This is a genomic window from Thiomicrospira cyclica ALM1, assembly GCF_000214825.1.
Classification (GTDB): Bacteria; Pseudomonadota; Gammaproteobacteria; order Thiomicrospirales; family Thiomicrospiraceae; genus Thiomicrospira; species Thiomicrospira cyclica.
Window position 1 is genome coordinate 1,794,551 of record NC_015581.1, and the last position, 14,990, is coordinate 1,809,540.

A 14,990-nucleotide genomic window follows, 5' to 3' on the forward strand; every position below is an offset into this window, starting at 1 on the left:
CTTCTACGGTCTTGTATTTACAATCTGTGGCACCAACGCATTAAATGCTTCAAGGCGATTGCTTAAGGTTTGCTTCTGTTCAAAATTAAGTAAGGCTGCCGTCATACCAAATTCTGGCACATAAAATACGGCATCATAACCATAACCGCTATCACCCTCTATGCGGTCATGTAAATAGCCGGCCCACTCCCGTGTGACAATTATCGGTAAAGGATCGGCGGCATGGCGCATAAAAACAACGGTCGATATATAACTTGCTCGACGTTCTTCACCCTTAAAAGGCTCTGCTAACGCTAACAACTTCTCACAATTTTGTTGGTCTGTTGCACCCTGACCAGCAAACCTAGCCGAAAAAAGTCCGGGCAGCTGGCCTAATGCTGGAACAAATAAGCCTGAATCATCACCAATAGCCGGTAAACCGGTTTGCTCGCAAGCATATCGGGCTTTCAAAATAGCATTTTCAATTAAAGTACCACCCGTTTCCTCGATAGGATCAATCGCAAACTCTGATTGCATCATCAAGGTTACTTCAGCAAAACAAGGCATGACCTCAGCGGCCTTATTTAAATTACCTGTTGCCAAAACCACTTTAGGCTTTACCAATTTGGCAGCACTACTTTGACTCACGCCATCAGCCTGTTTGCGTGCAACCGGCTTATTGCGACTATAGGACAGAGGCTTTGGTCGTTTTACAGCTTGTTGTGGTCGTAGTCTTGGCACAGCTTTACTCTGGCATCATGGATGAATGATGATGAATAATTTTCCAGTCACCGTTGCGGTGTTCATAAACAAAGGTATAACGCGCATTAACTTCTTGCGTTTGACCATTACTTGTTAACTTGAACACATACACACCAGCGTCAGTTAGCTTATTACAGCCCTTCTTAACATTCCGTTGCTTAATGATGCCAACTGGCTGCTTTTCGAGAAAATGATTAAAGTAATCAATAATTTCATTACGCGATGTGCGTGGCACATTAGAAACAGTCGGTAACAAAATAGCGTCATCAGCATAAAGGTCCGCAACATTGGACGCCTTACCAGTTTGCAAAGCCGCATTCCACTTATCAAATAAACTGGCCGCTAACTTTTCATCGGCTGGTTCGCAGTAACAACTTTCCGAAGATACCGGTGTATCAATAGGACGACGAGAAACGCCCGAACCTGTAATCGCTTGATAAGGCGTGCGTAGCGAGTTACTTAAACTTACTCCCGCGGCTTGTGAGTGATCAATTCCGGAAGTTCCGGTAATTTGAAATGAGGTTGATTTCATTTAAATTTATTTCCATAAAAACGCCTAAATAGACGCGCTAGTTTAACAAAATTTGATACTTACTGCTTCACACTTGATGCACTTTCTGAGGCATCGACACTGGTTTGGAAATACTCCGCCCCCTTCTCAAGCAGAAAATCCAAAAACTTACTTGCCAGTATCGACATGGATTTACCACTAGGATAAACAATATTCAGCTCTTTCTCTAACGGGAAACCCTCGACATCTAAAACAGCCAATGGCCCTTCCACACCCTCAAGATACAATGAATGCTTGGGCACAACAGAGATACCCAAGCCACCAAAAACGGCGTGCTTTATCGTTTCTGTACTCTCAAGCGTAAGACGCTCATTAACCCGCAAATGCTGTTCATTAAAACGCTCTTCTACTGCAGAGCGTATACCCGAACCAAACTCACGCATCAAAATAGGTTCCTCAGCAATTCGTGACAGAGGAATATTCGCTTGACCAACCAAAGGATGATCTCGGTGAGCGATAAACACCAATGGGTTGGGAGCAAATGGAATAACTACCGCATCCAGAGAGCTAGGGGGTTTTTGCCCCATAATATACATATCGTCAAGGTTATCCGCGATTCGATTTAAGATCGTTTCGCGGTTACATACCGTAAAACTCAAATCAATATTTGGATAGACCTTCGAAAACTCACCCAAAGCGAGAGGTAAAAAATATTTTGCGGTGGTTACCACTGCAATGCGTAATCGCCCCTTACGCATCCCTTTGAAATCATGCAAACGCATCTCAAGGTTTGCCAGTACGTCCATAACCTCTCGACAAGCAATAGCAACTTCTTCACCAACCTCCGTGAGAAAAATATTGCGCCCAAGTTGCTCATACAATGGGGTATCAATAGAATCTTGAAAGCTTTTTACCTGAGCCGACACCGTTGGCTGAGTTAGATGCAGCTCTTCTGCAGCACGAGTAAAACTTGCAAGGCGAGCCACCGCTTCAAACACCTGAATTTGACGCAAAGTTAAATGACGAATCAAATAGTGATGCGTAATGATCGGGTTATCTAAATGGCTACTCGCACTCATTTTAACTTATCAGCAACTATTTTGCAGCCGGACGGCATTTGTTGGGTGTATGTACCTCGGCATTTAAACTAAATACAAAATGATGGTAGCCCTTTTCAATATCACGATTGAGTTCGGCTATTAAGGGATCGAACTTATCAGTGGATACCATCACCATAAACATAATGTTACTATCGGCGTCAAAATGCCCTGATTGCAACCCCGAATCCCCTTCACCATTCACACTAAGATTGGTATAACTGCTAATAGCCAGTTTTTTAAAAATCTTTTTAATGCGTGAATCCAAGATGTTCGATGTAATAATTTGAACTAACTTTTGGTTACATAAATTATCCATACAGCCTTCTCTCCTCTGCCTAGCCGATATACCAAACCGACAAGCTATAGAACAATGGAATGCCTACTAGCACGTTGAATGGGAAGGTAACACCTAAGGCCAGTGTTAAATAATAGGATGGGTTAGCTTCTGGCACCCCCATTCGCATGGCCGGTGGCACGGCAATATATGAAGCACTTGCTGCCAAAATTGCAACTAACATTGTTCCACCAGCGCTAAACCCAAGAATAGTCGCGCCAACAAAAATACCGATTAAACCACCAATCAATGGCATGATTATACCAAAAGCGACGAGCGGAATACCGACCTGCTTGAAAGCCTTCATACGTCTAGCCGCTTCCATCCCCAAGTCAAGTAAGAAAAGACACAGTACACCCATAAAAATACCATGCGAGAAGGGGTATACTTTTTCCATGGCCTCTGGACTAGAAACCGCACCAATCACCATTGCACCAAGCAATAGTACAACACTACCATTTGTAGTCGCTTCATGTATCAAAGACTTCCAAGGTGTCGCAACTGCTTCACTGCCCGCGGCCTGCAATTTACTTCGTGCCATTGCAGCGAGCAATAGACCAATAATAATGGCAGGCGCTTCCATAACCACCATCATGATAATCGGATAGGTTTCGTACTCAATACCAGACACATCCAAAAATGCAATCGCTGTTAAAAAGGTACCCGCGCTCACTGAGCCATAATGAGCCGTAATAGCCGCCGCATTAAACCGGTCTATGCGGTCTCTAAAACGCAAAATCATGTAGCCAATCATAGGGGTTAGGAAGCCTAACACCATAGCCCAAAAAATAGATTTAAACGCCAAACCAATCTCAGCGTTCGCTAACTCAGCACCGCCCTTAAGGCCTATTGCAATTAATAGGTAGATGGATAAGCCTTTGCCCAATCCATCAGGAAATTTCAAATCTGACTTAATAACTTTTGCAAAAACGCCTAGCGCGAAAAACAAAATAGCTGGAATTAAAATTGCATCTAAACCCATTGTAGACACTCCTAATTAAAATCAAATGTCATGATAGGGCAAAAAAATTTTAAAATTAAATCGGAATTTCCTTCCTTACCCATAGATCTAACTCTATGAATTAAGCGTTATCTGATTGAATGCTTTGTTAATTAAGACCATCTTGCTCTTTAAATTTCTTAAGGTAGTTGCGGACAATATCATGCGTACCGATGTTGTCCCGCTCTTTAAAAATAACAAAATTGATAAATGCGTGTATTGCTAGTGCAATCAACAGCCCTTCAAATATACCGACCCAGTAGACCAGTAACCCACACAGAATGGCTAATAACATGGCATAACGTCCAAAATTAGCGACATGCAACAGGCCCAAAATCATTTTGATGCCAACAAATATCATGATAATACCCAGAGCAAACTTGGGTAAAAACTCTAAATATTGAATGTTGATAACAAAGAAAGTGATCACAAGCGCTATAACTAAAACTGAAAACTTAGTAAAGGCACCTGCTAGTCGATTCGTTGAGCTCTTGGCAAGACCATCTAAGTTTGTCATGCCACCAAAAAAACTTGATCCCATATTCGAAACCCAAATAGACAGCAGGCTATTATTACTATTACATTTACGTTTCAGTGGATCTATTTTTTCAATCGCAGCATTGCTCATAACCTGCTCTATAACATCAATAATCGCCAACATAAGCGCAAAGCCAATCGCGTAAGCCCAAAGACTTACTGAGTTGAAATCTGGTATGGGTAAAGCAAGAGCAAGCTCGGCATCTTCAACCTGCAACATCGACAAGGGTAAAAACAAGGAAACTAAAATTCCGAATACAATAAGTGCAAAATAGGGTACCGCAGGCTGGCGATCCTTAAATAATTTAAACAACACCAAGAACAGTATCGCACCAACCAATGATAAACCAATCATTAACAGACGCTCCGTTGTAAAAAAACCATCTGCGGTTACAACTGACTCTGGAACCTCATAGGTGAAAACCAAAAAGGCCAGGACAATTTTTAAACCAATACCCGCCAATAGACCCTCAACTAAATAGGTCGGCACTAACTGCAATATGTAACGCTGCCAATTGAACTTCCATATAAGAGCCTGGAATGCGGCCGTTAGGAATATGATAAATGCCATATTCGAAATACCGAATATCGATACCCCCATGGCCAAAATAGGTGCCAAGCCTGCTGCTATACCAGGCGCTCCAATAAAATTACCAGGGCGAAACCAAGCAAACATCCAACCAATAAATGAGGCGAAAGCAACTGTAGCAAGGCCTACCTGAATAGGATAATCCGACATGATAGCAATACCGATAGACAAAGGTATTGCCATAGCAGCGGTAATAATACCGGCCTGAATATCACGTGTAACATATTGCTTCTGAAAAGCCGCACAGCTCTTAGTTTCGCACTGTACGTCCTGTGAGGAATTTGAATTTGCTGTGTTAGACATAAAAAAATACTTTCGTTTAGGGCTCAATACAAGATCCATCAAACCAATTAAGAACCTACGTTCTGCTGAAACGACATTAATCAAAGCTTTTGGCACAAAAGACTAATGAATAACAATTGCATTAAGAAACATAGAGGTACGACATCTTTTAAACATCCCTCTACTCATAAAAAAAAAGGCTGGATAACCAGCCTTTCATAAAAAACAAATCGCTTTATTTTTTGTATACGCGTTGTATATCTTCAGCTAGTTTGTATTCATCTGCTGACAGGTTATCACCAGCAGCGTAGATAATTAAACTCGCAAAATCACGCCCAAAGCTGATGTTAGGATATAGATTAGCATCTTCTGTGATACTGGCTACATCGTCTAAAAAATCACGCAAGGCTGTATAATTCTCAAACAAGAATTTTGCTTCAAGGGTCGTAGAGTTTTTGTTTTCACGCCAACTCTCACTCATAAAAATCCTCTGCTCATTTGCTGAGTTCTTGATTGTGCAATGTAGTCAGCCGACCACTGACGAATTCTCATCAACTGATCCTGCTCTTCTTCATATAAACGACCAAAAAGCTCGGCATCCTGAATTGCACCAAGATTAGCGCTAAAGTTATAAGCCTGTTCATATAAATTTATTAACTGCACTTCATGCAATTCACAAATAGACAAAGCTTCTATAACATCAAAGGACGGCTTTGAAGGCGTAAGAATTGATCCTGCCGGCAATGCGCCATGATCAACCATGCGTTCGGTCAATTCAGAAGCATGACGAAGTTCTTCGTTAGCTAACTGTACAAACTGTTCCGCAAACGCATCTTCAGAGCGTTTTTGAGACAGTGCTGCATGAGCGAGATACTGCTGAGCAGCAGAGAACTCAAGACTCATAGCACGACCCAAAAAACCAAGTATTTGAGGATTCATGCCGTTAGCGCTGCGTAACTCACGGCGAGTAAGCTGACCTACTCCTGCCATTACACTTCTGCTGTTAGTACGATAAGGCATTTAATACTCCTAATTTAGAGGTAACCAGTACCTCTAAATAAACACTTAATTACAGACGTGCTGCTGGGTTAAGACCCGCAACCAGTACTGGCTCAACTTCTTTATGAGGACGTGCAATAATGTGAGCCGCTACAAGGCCATCACCAACACGTTCACAAGCGTCAGCACCAGCACGAACCGCTGCGTTTACCGCACCAGTTTCGCCACGAACCATAACAGTTACATAACCACCACCAACAAACTCACGTGTAATTAAACGTACTTCCGCTGCTTTTGTCATCGCATCAGCTGCTTCGATAGCAGGAACTAGACCGCGAGTTTCAATCATTCCTAAGGCAATACCGTATTCATTGCTCATTGTTTATAACTCCATTCTGACTTTAATCACTGTTAATTGTTTGAGTTCGTAACAGGGTTAAATTCAATTAATAAATTAAGCTTGCTGAAGAGTTGAAGTTAGTACAGGTTCAACTTCTTTGTGCGGACGTGCAATAATGTGAGCCGCTACAAGGCCATCACCAACACGTTCACAAGCGTCAGCACCAGCACGGACCGCTGCGTTTACCGCACCAGTTTCGCCACGAACCATAACGGTTACATAACCACCACCAACAAAATCACGAGATACTAAACGTACTTCGGCTGCTTTAGTCATCGCATCAGCTGCTTCAATTGCTGGAACAAGACCACGAGTTTCAATCATACCTAGAGCGATACCATATTCAGTTGACATAACTTTCTCCTAAAATAAAAAATTCAACAATTAACTAATTTGAGTTCGTAACTGTTAAAAATTCTGTAAAAACAAATGTTTTTACTGACTCTACCAATAAATCTTCTCAACAAGAAGATTAATCCTTATCAACGTCCAGTGGCCAATTATCAATAATGCCACTAATCGTTAAATCTGTTAAAAAACGGTCATCACCTGATGCCGTTCTTGCAGCTGAGTTTGCGATGGTAAAAACCCATTCACCAACCTTGCACCCAATCGGGTCTAGAGCTACAGCTGTGCCTCCTGAGACACTTTTTAATACCTTAACCGGTAGATGACCAAGGTCTTCTAATCGACTTGTAAGTATTAGCTGATGTGTTACTTGATGGATTTCCATCAACCTTCCCAATTATCTATAATACCAACTATAGTAAGGTCACTAGGGTAGGCTTTTGTACCTGTTGCGTCACGTGCAGCAGAGCTGCCCACACAAAGCACCCAGTCACCAGGCTTACATCCAACAGCATCGACTGCAACCATCGGTGTTCCATCAGCCCTTTCTCTCACTAAAAGCAATGGTTTATGATCCATGCTCGCAATTCGATTGGTTGACACTATGGCTCTATCTACTTGGTATATCTTCATTGGCCAACATTCCCAATCTTAGGCGACAGTATTACGACTGCCATAAACAAAATAACGCTTAACAATATCCGACTTGATCGCGTAATAACGAGATTTGATTTAAACAAAACATCGTTTAGATAAAGTCTTATTAACTGAAGGCCAAGGTTTATATCTACTTTAGCCACAATCTTATCAATTGTATTAATACTAACACTGTAAATTTGCCCATCAGTCTTAATTTCAAGACCGGAACTCATCGTGGAGCTGTTAAGAGAGAGTCTTACCTCTATAGCACTATCAGGCACTATATAAGAACTAATTGCGTTCTTAAATCCATTAATCGCTCGTCTGTCAAGACCACTTTCCATATCATCAAGGTCAAACTTAAAAGTAGGCTTTATATTAAATTCATGCACTATTGGAACGCTTAATAAACGAACTGTTAAATAATAATAGAAGAGATCCCACTGAGTCTTCGTCCTAAGACTTAGCCCCCTTAGCCACAGGTTATCGGGAACATGGCCATAATCTCTATAAAGTTCGTTTTTAACCGTTTCAATAAAACACGGGTCCATCCTAGATGTAAATAAACGTGAAATACGCCTATTTAAACCTGCAACATCTACCTCCATTAAATATGGAGAAATAGCTGGTAAAAGAGTCGATGACTTAGGCTTAGCACCGATTCTATTACCAGAATCATTAACTGAGTTTTTGTTGCTATATTGCACTGCAATATAGTTATTTGTTATCACTCGCCCGTTTGGGGCTCTAATAACTTCACTCTGCATATCTTAGGCTCTGGCACCACCAGAAACGGTAACACTTGCGCCATGTTTAGTATTACCGGAAGAACCAGTAATTGGACTTTCGGCTACCTGCGGATTTGTTTCTGGTCTAAAGTCGCGAGCAAGATTTTGAGGCTTTGAAGAATTACCCTTCATACTCACGTTACGACCTTTAGCCCACCGGCCTTCAGTGCCAGTCACGCTATTTCCACGTCCCCAAGAATCTCCAGTAATAGAGAATCCACTATCTGCGCCATGGCCCGTTAATCGAGAAGGCGAACCTTCAACAATTTGGGGTTCAGACATAGCCATTGATGGTGATGGCATAGACATCATCATCGGCTGTGCCATCACGTGCATATTTGCTGGATTCATCAAGACTGGAAAGTCAGACTCACCAGGAACTGATGCAACACTGTTCTGACACATAGAAGACGTCTGATCAACACCCTGATATGGCGTACCACTTACATTACTACAAACCCCCTGTTGCGCACCAGTCAGCCCCATTGGGCCTGGCTGTGTTCCCGTGGTTGGCTTTGCATAAAAGCCAGGCCTGTTCATATAATCTGGTTTTACCTTTTCAATTGGTAAATCACACTCTTCAGCTGCATCAAGGCTTTGATAGTTTGACCCTGTTACACTTTTGCAGCGACCCGCCCCAGCACCGGTAATTTTACCGCCTAAGCCAGCTCTATCACCCGTGACTTTATGCCCTGCAAATGTTTTTGATTCCGCAACTTTGGTAGCAGCAGGTTGCAAAGTATCTCCACAGCGAGCAGTTCGTGCTTCGCGTGATTGATATTCGCTTCCAGAAACTGTTTTACAAAAACCCGCTTCATCGCCTGTAACAGGCTTATAAAAATTTACGTTAGTGCCCGATACACGATTTCCAGATGACGTTTCAGAAACATCAACTTTTGTTGGCACTGACATAATGCCTGGCCTTGCCTGACGTGACGGCTCTTTTGTCAAATTTGCGCTACTAGATAGATACTGTGTACCCGTAATAGAACGCTCCTGACCAGCCTCCAAACCCGTCATTGTTTCGCGAGGTAACATTGAAGGGCCAGAAATAATCTGGTTTTTTGCAGTACGTGATTGGCTCACTTTGCTTGGACCAGACGCTGGCTTACTTCCACAAAACATTTCCCCCTGATCAGCCGGGAGATATTCAGTACCAGTTACACCACGGCATTGCCCTGGTTCTGTACCAGTAACCTTTTCAGACAAACCAACTTCAGTACCACTTACATGGCGACCTGATGCTGTCTGTGTCATGGCCACTTTTCGTGGATTAGCTTCAGGTTTAAAACTACATTTAGCCTGAAATTCATTTGGACTTGTATATTCAGTGCCGCTTATTACTCGACATGAACCGGCCTCTGATCCTGTCATCTTTTTCGTATCAGATACCATTGTTCCACTCACTGTCTGGTCATAACCAGTCTGAGAAAACCCAACTTTTGCAGGATATGGTTCAGATGTTGCTGGTTTACGTGTGATCTTACCGGTTGGACGACAAACACCTGATGATGTTTTGCCTTGTGTACAACGTTGCTGCCTCACTTCACGAGCAATCTGACGCCCACTTGCGTCTGGGTTTGCCATTTTTGCAATACTTGATACAGAGCTTGAACCTGAAAGCTTTGCTTTCAATGCCGCCTTACCTTCAGACTGCGCTTTACGGTAAGTACGTGCAACTAAACGGCCTTTAGGCATAACTGTGCCCATAGGTTTAACACCTGTTGCTTTACTTTTAACTTCCTGACGTGAACGCTCAACACCTACTGGTGCAGCATGCTCAACGGATTTGTTATCAGTTATTATTGCTTCAACAACGGGCTTTTGTCTTGGTTGACGTGCTGGCTGAGATTTCGCTTTGTATCCACTGCCTTTGACAAGCTGTTTACGGCGTTCAACAGCTGCCTTACGACCCTCGTTAACAACGGGGGCTGCTGTGGCAACCGTGTTTCTTGAACGTGCTGGCGTAGCGATAACTTCACTACGCACAGACTCCGAACTCTTGACAGATGCAGAGGTATTCACAATAGGCTGATGAGCTTTAGGAGCAACTGACGCTCCCTTGCCCTTCGTTTGAGCTTGACGGCGAGCTCTTGCGAGATCGCGACCAGTTAGCCCTTGTGTATTTGAACTCATGCATAGCCTCCTAAGAGCTGGCTGATTTATAGATTATAGACCGCGTGGACGATAAACTACGAATTCATGCCCTTTACACTGAGTATAATTGTCATAACCAACCATACGGATCAAATGATCAGGATATGCGCGCTTACACTCTTCTAGCTCTGCAAGTACTTGATCTGGGTTGCGCATACCGAAAAATGGTAGCTTCCACATACCCCAATAATGCTCAGATGCATTTTGCGGTGCTTCATGCTCAAGTGCTGGAGTCCAGCCTTGGTTAATGATGTATACGATTTGATCGTAGATTTCGTCCTGACTCAAAGGCGGCAAAAACGAAAAAGTTTCATAGGTGCGCGTAGTGCGGAAATCACCTGAACTCATTACTGACATAGAATTCTCCTTAAACTAATTGGGCAAGTCTGAAATTAAGCGTCAAGCTTATCAACAGTGTCAAATTCAAACTTGATTTCTTTCCAAGTTTCTAGTGCAACGGCTAGTTCTGGGCTATGACGCGCTGCATCACGAAGAATGTCACCACCTTCACGCTCTAGATCACGACCTTCGTTACGTGCTTTAACACAGGCTTCCAAAGCAACACGGTTAGCTGCGGCGCCGGCTGCGTTACCACCTGGGTGACCTTGTGTACCACCACCGAACTGAAGAACTGAGTCATCACCGAAGATTGTAACCAATGCTGGCATGTGCCATACGTGGATACCACCTGAAGCAACCGCCATAACACCTGGCATTGAACCCCAGTCTTGATCGAAGAATACACCACGTGAGCGATCTTCTGGAACAAATGCTTCACGCAACTGATCTACGAAACCTAGTGTAGAGGCACGATCACCTTCCAACTTACCAACAACGGTACCAGTATGTAGATGGTCGCCACCTGACAAACGTAAGCACTTAGCTAATACACGGAAGTGAATACCGTGGTTAGGGTTACGGTCGATTACAGCGTGCATGGCGCGGTGGATGTGTAACAACATACCGTTTTTGCGACACCAATTTGCTAACGACGTGTTAGCAGTAAAACCACCAGTTAAGAAATCATGCATAACGATACGCACACCTAACTCTTTTGCATATTCAGCACGTTCCATCATGTCTTCACAGGTTGCAGCTGTTACGTTTAGGTAGTGACCTTTAACTTCGCCAGTTTCTGCTTCTGCTTTATTGATTGCATCAGCAACGAATGAGAAACGATCTCTCCAACGCTGAAATGGCTGAGAGTTAATGTTTTCGTCGTCTTTGGTTAAGTCCAAACCACCACGCAAACACTCATATACAGCACGACCGTAGTTCTTAGCAGACAAGCCTAACTTTGGCTTGATAGTACAACCCAGCATTGGGCGACCATATTTGTTTAATTTATCACGCTCAACCTGGATACCGCTTGGTGGACCACCGCAAGTTTTGATGAATGCAACTGGGAAACGAATGTCTTCAAGACGGAGTGAACGAACAGCCTTGAAACCGAATACGTTACCAACCAGCGAGGTTAGTACGTTAACAACAGAACCTTCTTCGAAGAGATCCAATGGATAAGCGATAAATGCGTAGAACGCATCTTTGTTACCTGGAACGTCTTCGATTCTATAGCAACGACCTTTGTAGAATTCCATGTCGGTCAATAGGTCGGTCCATACAGTGGTCCAAGTACCTGTTGATGACTCAGCTGCAACAGCTGCCGCTGCTTCTTCACGTGGAACACCCGCCTGTGGTATTACTTTGAAACACGCCAAAAGGTCAGTGTCAAGCGGAGTGTAATCTGGCGTCCAATAGGTCAGTTTATAATCCTGAACACCAGCGTTAAATGTTTGATTTGCCATACTACTATCACCTCAAATTAAAGGTTGTTACGAACTCACCGAACATAATAATTACCTCAAACCATAATGACTAATTGGAAAATCTAATGCTTTGTATAGACAATTATCAATACACGGTGCCAATTTATAATATTTTTTTATGCTTTGTGAAAATTTTGTGCTAAAAACCCAGTACCAATACCCTAGAAAGGCCACACCTGCTTTTCTACGGTCACTGCAACTAGGAAAAACAATACCGCTAAATTTAATACCCAAAATAGTGCACGCTGGGTTCGCGATTTGGCTATTTTAAAAACCACCACACTCAAACCCACATAAACGAATATACCTATTAGTTTTAACAAAATCCATGGATCGCTAAATGCAAATGGCGTAACTATCACAATACCTATAGCACTGGCTATGAGCAGTGTGTCAACAATATGCGGCACAATTTTAACCGGCTTGAGCTTAACCCATTCACGATCATATATCACACCCAAACCACGCACGAAAAAGACTGCAATGCTAGTCAGCACGGCTAATTTATGCAACAACAGCAAACTCGCATACATAGTAGAACCCCTAATTTACTTAATTATTGTTACGACTGTTTTTTAATTGTACCGACAACTCATCAAGCGTAATGTTAATTACTCCAGACTTATCTCTGTTTGGACCCTTCATTATTTCTTGAGCCGCCCAAGCGTGGCCCTGCACAACCTCATAAGTCGCTGTCACCTGATGCTTGATTGAAGACTGCGCTTCATAAAACGCCTCAACGGCCTTTAATGTATCACGACGCAGCAGACCTTTTGGAGCATTTACACTTTTAGCATTCGTTGCACCCATAGCTTTAAGGTCGCGCATAACATCCATCGCGTTTTTATAAACAATCCGCACCTGCTCAACATCCATTACCGGCTGACCAAAACCTGAGCGAATAAGGGCATCCCCTATATCATGCATGTCAATAAAATCATTAAACCGCTGATGCGCCGCATCACCCTCTACGGCTAACCAGGCCTGGCGCAATTCCTTTAAGGTATCAGGCCCGAACGTGCTAAATAACAGTGCCCCACCTGGTTTAGTAACACGACGAACTTCAGCAAAGACAGCATCCAGATCATGACACCACTGCAACATAAAGTTACTCACCACCAAGTCGAAGGATGCATCTGCAAATGGCAACGAAAAAGCATCGGCTTGAATCAATTTAACCGGTAATGTTTTCCTAGACCAGAACTGCCAAGAAGGCGGCTTGGCCATCAGTCTAGCCTTAGCCTGCTGCAACATATTATCAGCAAAATCGACCGCATAAATATCCGCCTTAGGATAATGCTGATAAAGCTGCTCGGTTAACAAACCGGTACCACAACCAAGCTCGAGAATTGAATGCTTATCACTGGTTAATAGCAAAGTGCGTTCTGCCATATCCTCCGCAGTTCGACGCTGCACTACGGCCGCCTCATCATAGGTATCTGCCGCTTTTGAAAAATGTTGTCTAACACGCAGGCGATTAATCAAATGACTTCCCAGTATTTATAAAATTAGTTATATATTTGCTGGTTAATTCGGGGTGCGATAGAAATGGAATATGCGCAGCACCCTCTAAAACCTTAACTTGCCCCGCTTCCGCTTGCTCAACCCAGACCTGCAGGCCTAACGCAGAAACTAATGGATCATTTTCACCCAGCAGCCACAAACAAGGTCGTTTATTGTGGCTCATTTTCTCTCGCAGGTCTAGTGACTGCAGTAGCTGTAGGCCCTGGTAAAGCCCTTTAAAAGTGGCAAGTTTTCGACCTAAATATTGCTCTCGAAGTTGTTTAGTAAATACTCGTGCCTGATCACCACCTTGGCACTGCAATGCATAAAACTTATGCAGTAGCGCTTTACCATCTTCTTGCAACGCATGAATAAAATCTATCATGAGCGTTGGTGCCACGCCATAACGCCACCCCTGTGCTTGCTGAAAACAGGGGGTGGATGCCAAATTCACTACACCCAAAATACGCTCCGGGTTCTGTAAAAATATTTGCTGAGCCATCAAACCACCCAAAGACCAACCCAGTAACCAAGTCGGTTGATCGGGTAATCTGGCGACCAAGTCTGCCAACCAGGCCTGGTTCACTTGACCTGCTGTTGCACTTAACGATAAAGCTATTTCCGCCTGCTCACCAAACCCAGGTAATTCAATAAAATGCAATTTAAAGAGTTCTGCCAAGTATTTTTCTGCCCAAGCCTGCCAAACCTGATTATCAGCTCCCCAGCCATGAATTAGGACTAAACTAGGCCTATCTCGCTCTACTGCCATTAAACTCTCCCAACAAAGCCTGAACAAGTGGTTATAAATTAGGCAAAAATAGCCACTAAATTTGAAAAAAACAAGTTTTAATAAAAAAAAACATAAAAAACACCTAAGTTTTGAAAACTAAGTAGTCTTTTAGAAAAATACTGTGGTAGGATTAACTCACGTCATCAAATCCGATGATGAATTTTTTGTATTTTGAGGTAGTTATGTCAGATTTAGTTACAGGCACCGTTAAATGGTTTAACGATGAAAAAGGTTTCGGTTTCCTAGCACAAGAAAATGGTCCAGATGTATTTGTCCATTTCCGCGCAATCAATGGTAGTGGCCGTAGAACTTTAGTTGAAGGTCAAGCTGTGACGTTCAACATCACTGAAAGTGATAAAGGTTTACAAGCGGATAACGTTACCGCGCTGTAAATTTAATTGCACTAAACCTTGTGTTAATGCAATCGAAACCGTGAAGTTTTCAAC

At 42.9% G+C, this 14,990-nt stretch carries 20 protein-coding genes; 1 reads left to right on the top strand and 19 read right to left on the bottom strand.

All coding sequences use genetic code 11. The annotated features are described in order from the left end of the window. Window positions 1-3 precede the first annotated feature (3 nt). The 19 genes from THICY_RS07865 to THICY_RS07955 all read right to left on the bottom strand — a co-directional run bounded on the left by THICY_RS07865 (window position 4) and on the right by THICY_RS07955 (window position 14,523). Window positions 4-720, bottom strand: coding sequence for a non-canonical purine NTP pyrophosphatase (locus tag THICY_RS07865; protein ID WP_013836083.1), 717 nt, complete (start codon window positions 718-720; stop codon window positions 4-6). Between the two features lie 4 nt (window positions 721-724). After that, window positions 725-1,273, bottom strand: a complete 549-nt coding sequence (locus tag THICY_RS07870) for an SgcJ/EcaC family oxidoreductase (protein WP_013836084.1) — start codon at window positions 1,271-1,273, stop codon at window positions 725-727. A gap of 59 nt (window positions 1,274-1,332) precedes the next feature. Next, on the bottom strand, window positions 1,333-2,331 hold the full coding sequence (locus THICY_RS07875; RefSeq protein ID WP_013836085.1) for a LysR family transcriptional regulator: 999 nt from the start codon (window positions 2,329-2,331) through the stop codon (window positions 1,333-1,335). Between the two features lie 16 nt (window positions 2,332-2,347). After that, a complete protein-coding gene (locus THICY_RS07880) occupies window positions 2,348-2,668 on the bottom strand; it encodes a P-II family nitrogen regulator (protein WP_013836086.1) in 321 nt (106 codons plus the stop codon). 19 nt (window positions 2,669-2,687) lie between these two features. Continuing rightward, a complete protein-coding gene (locus THICY_RS07885; RefSeq protein ID WP_013836087.1) occupies window positions 2,688-3,668 on the bottom strand; it encodes a sodium-dependent bicarbonate transport family permease in 981 nt (326 codons plus the stop codon). A 127-nt stretch (window positions 3,669-3,795) separates the two neighbouring features. Continuing rightward, entirely contained in the window at window positions 3,796-5,115 is a 1,320-nt protein-coding gene (locus THICY_RS07890; protein WP_041435476.1) for a SulP family inorganic anion transporter, read from the bottom strand. A gap of 214 nt (window positions 5,116-5,329) precedes the next feature. After that, window positions 5,330-5,575, bottom strand: coding sequence for a hypothetical protein (locus tag THICY_RS07895; protein WP_013836089.1), 246 nt, complete (start codon window positions 5,573-5,575; stop codon window positions 5,330-5,332). Further along, window positions 5,572-6,114: a ferritin-like domain-containing protein gene (locus tag THICY_RS07900; RefSeq protein WP_013836090.1), complete on the bottom strand. Its 543-nt coding sequence runs from the start codon at window positions 6,112-6,114 to the stop codon at window positions 5,572-5,574. The genes THICY_RS07895 and THICY_RS07900 overlap by 4 nt, the downstream gene beginning before the upstream one ends. 49 nt (window positions 6,115-6,163) lie before the next feature. Then, complete coding sequence (locus THICY_RS07905; protein WP_006460167.1) at window positions 6,164-6,472, bottom strand: BMC domain-containing protein; 309 nt, start codon at window positions 6,470-6,472, stop codon at window positions 6,164-6,166. 75 nt (window positions 6,473-6,547) lie between these two features. Next, window positions 6,548-6,847, bottom strand: coding sequence for a BMC domain-containing protein (locus tag THICY_RS07910; RefSeq protein WP_013836091.1), 300 nt, complete (start codon window positions 6,845-6,847; stop codon window positions 6,548-6,550). A 118-nt stretch (window positions 6,848-6,965) separates the two neighbouring features. Continuing rightward, window positions 6,966-7,226, bottom strand: coding sequence for a carboxysome peptide B (locus tag THICY_RS07915; RefSeq protein ID WP_013836092.1), 261 nt, complete (start codon window positions 7,224-7,226; stop codon window positions 6,966-6,968). Then, window positions 7,226-7,474, bottom strand: coding sequence for a carboxysome peptide A (locus THICY_RS07920; RefSeq protein WP_013836093.1), 249 nt, complete (start codon window positions 7,472-7,474; stop codon window positions 7,226-7,228). Before THICY_RS07920 ends, THICY_RS07915 begins: the two co-directional genes overlap by 1 nt. Then, complete coding sequence (locus THICY_RS07925; protein WP_013836094.1) at window positions 7,471-8,247, bottom strand: hypothetical protein; 777 nt, start codon at window positions 8,245-8,247, stop codon at window positions 7,471-7,473. Before THICY_RS07925 ends, THICY_RS07920 begins: the two co-directional genes overlap by 4 nt. 3 nt (window positions 8,248-8,250) lie before the next feature. Then, on the bottom strand, window positions 8,251-10,257 hold the full coding sequence (locus THICY_RS07930) for a CsoS2 family carboxysome shell protein (RefSeq protein WP_245534955.1): 2,007 nt from the start codon (window positions 10,255-10,257) through the stop codon (window positions 8,251-8,253). A 180-nt stretch (window positions 10,258-10,437) separates the two neighbouring features. After that, window positions 10,438-10,782 carry a ribulose bisphosphate carboxylase small subunit gene (locus tag THICY_RS07935; RefSeq protein WP_013836096.1) on the bottom strand — a complete coding sequence of 115 codons (345 nt, stop codon included), beginning with the start codon at window positions 10,780-10,782 and terminating at the stop codon, window positions 10,438-10,440. Between the two features lie 35 nt (window positions 10,783-10,817). Continuing rightward, window positions 10,818-12,230: a form I ribulose bisphosphate carboxylase large subunit gene (locus THICY_RS07940; protein ID WP_013836097.1), complete on the bottom strand. Its 1,413-nt coding sequence runs from the start codon at window positions 12,228-12,230 to the stop codon at window positions 10,818-10,820. 182 nt (window positions 12,231-12,412) lie between these two features. Then, complete coding sequence (locus THICY_RS07945; protein ID WP_013836098.1) at window positions 12,413-12,784, bottom strand: SirB2 family protein; 372 nt, start codon at window positions 12,782-12,784, stop codon at window positions 12,413-12,415. Between the two features lie 19 nt (window positions 12,785-12,803). After that, window positions 12,804-13,736: a malonyl-ACP O-methyltransferase BioC gene (gene bioC / locus THICY_RS07950; protein ID WP_013836099.1), complete on the bottom strand. Its 933-nt coding sequence runs from the start codon at window positions 13,734-13,736 to the stop codon at window positions 12,804-12,806. Next, entirely contained in the window at window positions 13,729-14,523 is a 795-nt protein-coding gene (locus tag THICY_RS07955) for an alpha/beta fold hydrolase (RefSeq protein ID WP_013836100.1), read from the bottom strand. The genes bioC and THICY_RS07955 overlap by 8 nt, the downstream gene beginning before the upstream one ends. Before the next feature lie 203 nt (window positions 14,524-14,726). Here THICY_RS07955 and THICY_RS07960 point away from each other — a divergent pair, with 203 nt between their 5' ends. Then, entirely contained in the window at window positions 14,727-14,936 is a 210-nt protein-coding gene (locus THICY_RS07960; protein ID WP_006460156.1) for a cold-shock protein, read from the top strand. The last annotated feature ends 54 nt before the right edge of the window (window positions 14,937-14,990 follow it).

Bases quoted from the DNA above. Each gene is read 5' to 3' on its own strand.
- THICY_RS07870 (WP_013836084.1), bottom strand. From the start codon at position 1,273: ATGAAATCAACCTCATTTCAAATTACCGGAACTTCCGGAATTGATCAC.
- THICY_RS07875 (WP_013836085.1), bottom strand. From the start codon at position 2,331: ATGAGTGCGAGTAGCCATTTAGATAACCCGATCATTACGCATCACTAT.
- THICY_RS07880 (WP_013836086.1), bottom strand. From the start codon at position 2,668: ATGGATAATTTATGTAACCAAAAGTTAGTTCAAATTATTACATCGAAC.
- THICY_RS07885 (WP_013836087.1), bottom strand. From the start codon at position 3,668: ATGGGTTTAGATGCAATTTTAATTCCAGCTATTTTGTTTTTCGCGCTA.
- THICY_RS07890 (WP_041435476.1), bottom strand. From the start codon at position 5,115: ATGTCTAACACAGCAAATTCAAATTCCTCACAGGACGTACAGTGCGAA.
- THICY_RS07895 (WP_013836089.1), bottom strand. From the start codon at position 5,575: ATGAGTGAGAGTTGGCGTGAAAACAAAAACTCTACGACCCTTGAAGCA.
- THICY_RS07900 (WP_013836090.1), bottom strand. From the start codon at position 6,114: ATGCCTTATCGTACTAACAGCAGAAGTGTAATGGCAGGAGTAGGTCAG.
- THICY_RS07905 (WP_006460167.1), bottom strand. From the start codon at position 6,472: ATGAGCAATGAATACGGTATTGCCTTAGGAATGATTGAAACTCGCGGT.
- THICY_RS07910 (WP_013836091.1), bottom strand. From the start codon at position 6,847: ATGTCAACTGAATATGGTATCGCTCTAGGTATGATTGAAACTCGTGGT.
- THICY_RS07915 (WP_013836092.1), bottom strand. From the start codon at position 7,226: ATGGAAATCCATCAAGTAACACATCAGCTAATACTTACAAGTCGATTA.
- THICY_RS07920 (WP_013836093.1), bottom strand. From the start codon at position 7,474: ATGAAGATATACCAAGTAGATAGAGCCATAGTGTCAACCAATCGAATT.
- THICY_RS07925 (WP_013836094.1), bottom strand. From the start codon at position 8,247: ATGCAGAGTGAAGTTATTAGAGCCCCAAACGGGCGAGTGATAACAAAT.
- THICY_RS07935 (WP_013836096.1), bottom strand. From the start codon at position 10,782: ATGTCAGTAATGAGTTCAGGTGATTTCCGCACTACGCGCACCTATGAA.
- THICY_RS07940 (WP_013836097.1), bottom strand. From the start codon at position 12,230: ATGGCAAATCAAACATTTAACGCTGGTGTTCAGGATTATAAACTGACC.
- THICY_RS07945 (WP_013836098.1), bottom strand. From the start codon at position 12,784: ATGTATGCGAGTTTGCTGTTGTTGCATAAATTAGCCGTGCTGACTAGC.
- THICY_RS07955 (WP_013836100.1), bottom strand. From the start codon at position 14,523: ATGGCAGTAGAGCGAGATAGGCCTAGTTTAGTCCTAATTCATGGCTGG.
- THICY_RS07960 (WP_006460156.1), top strand. From the start codon at position 14,727: ATGTCAGATTTAGTTACAGGCACCGTTAAATGGTTTAACGATGAAAAA.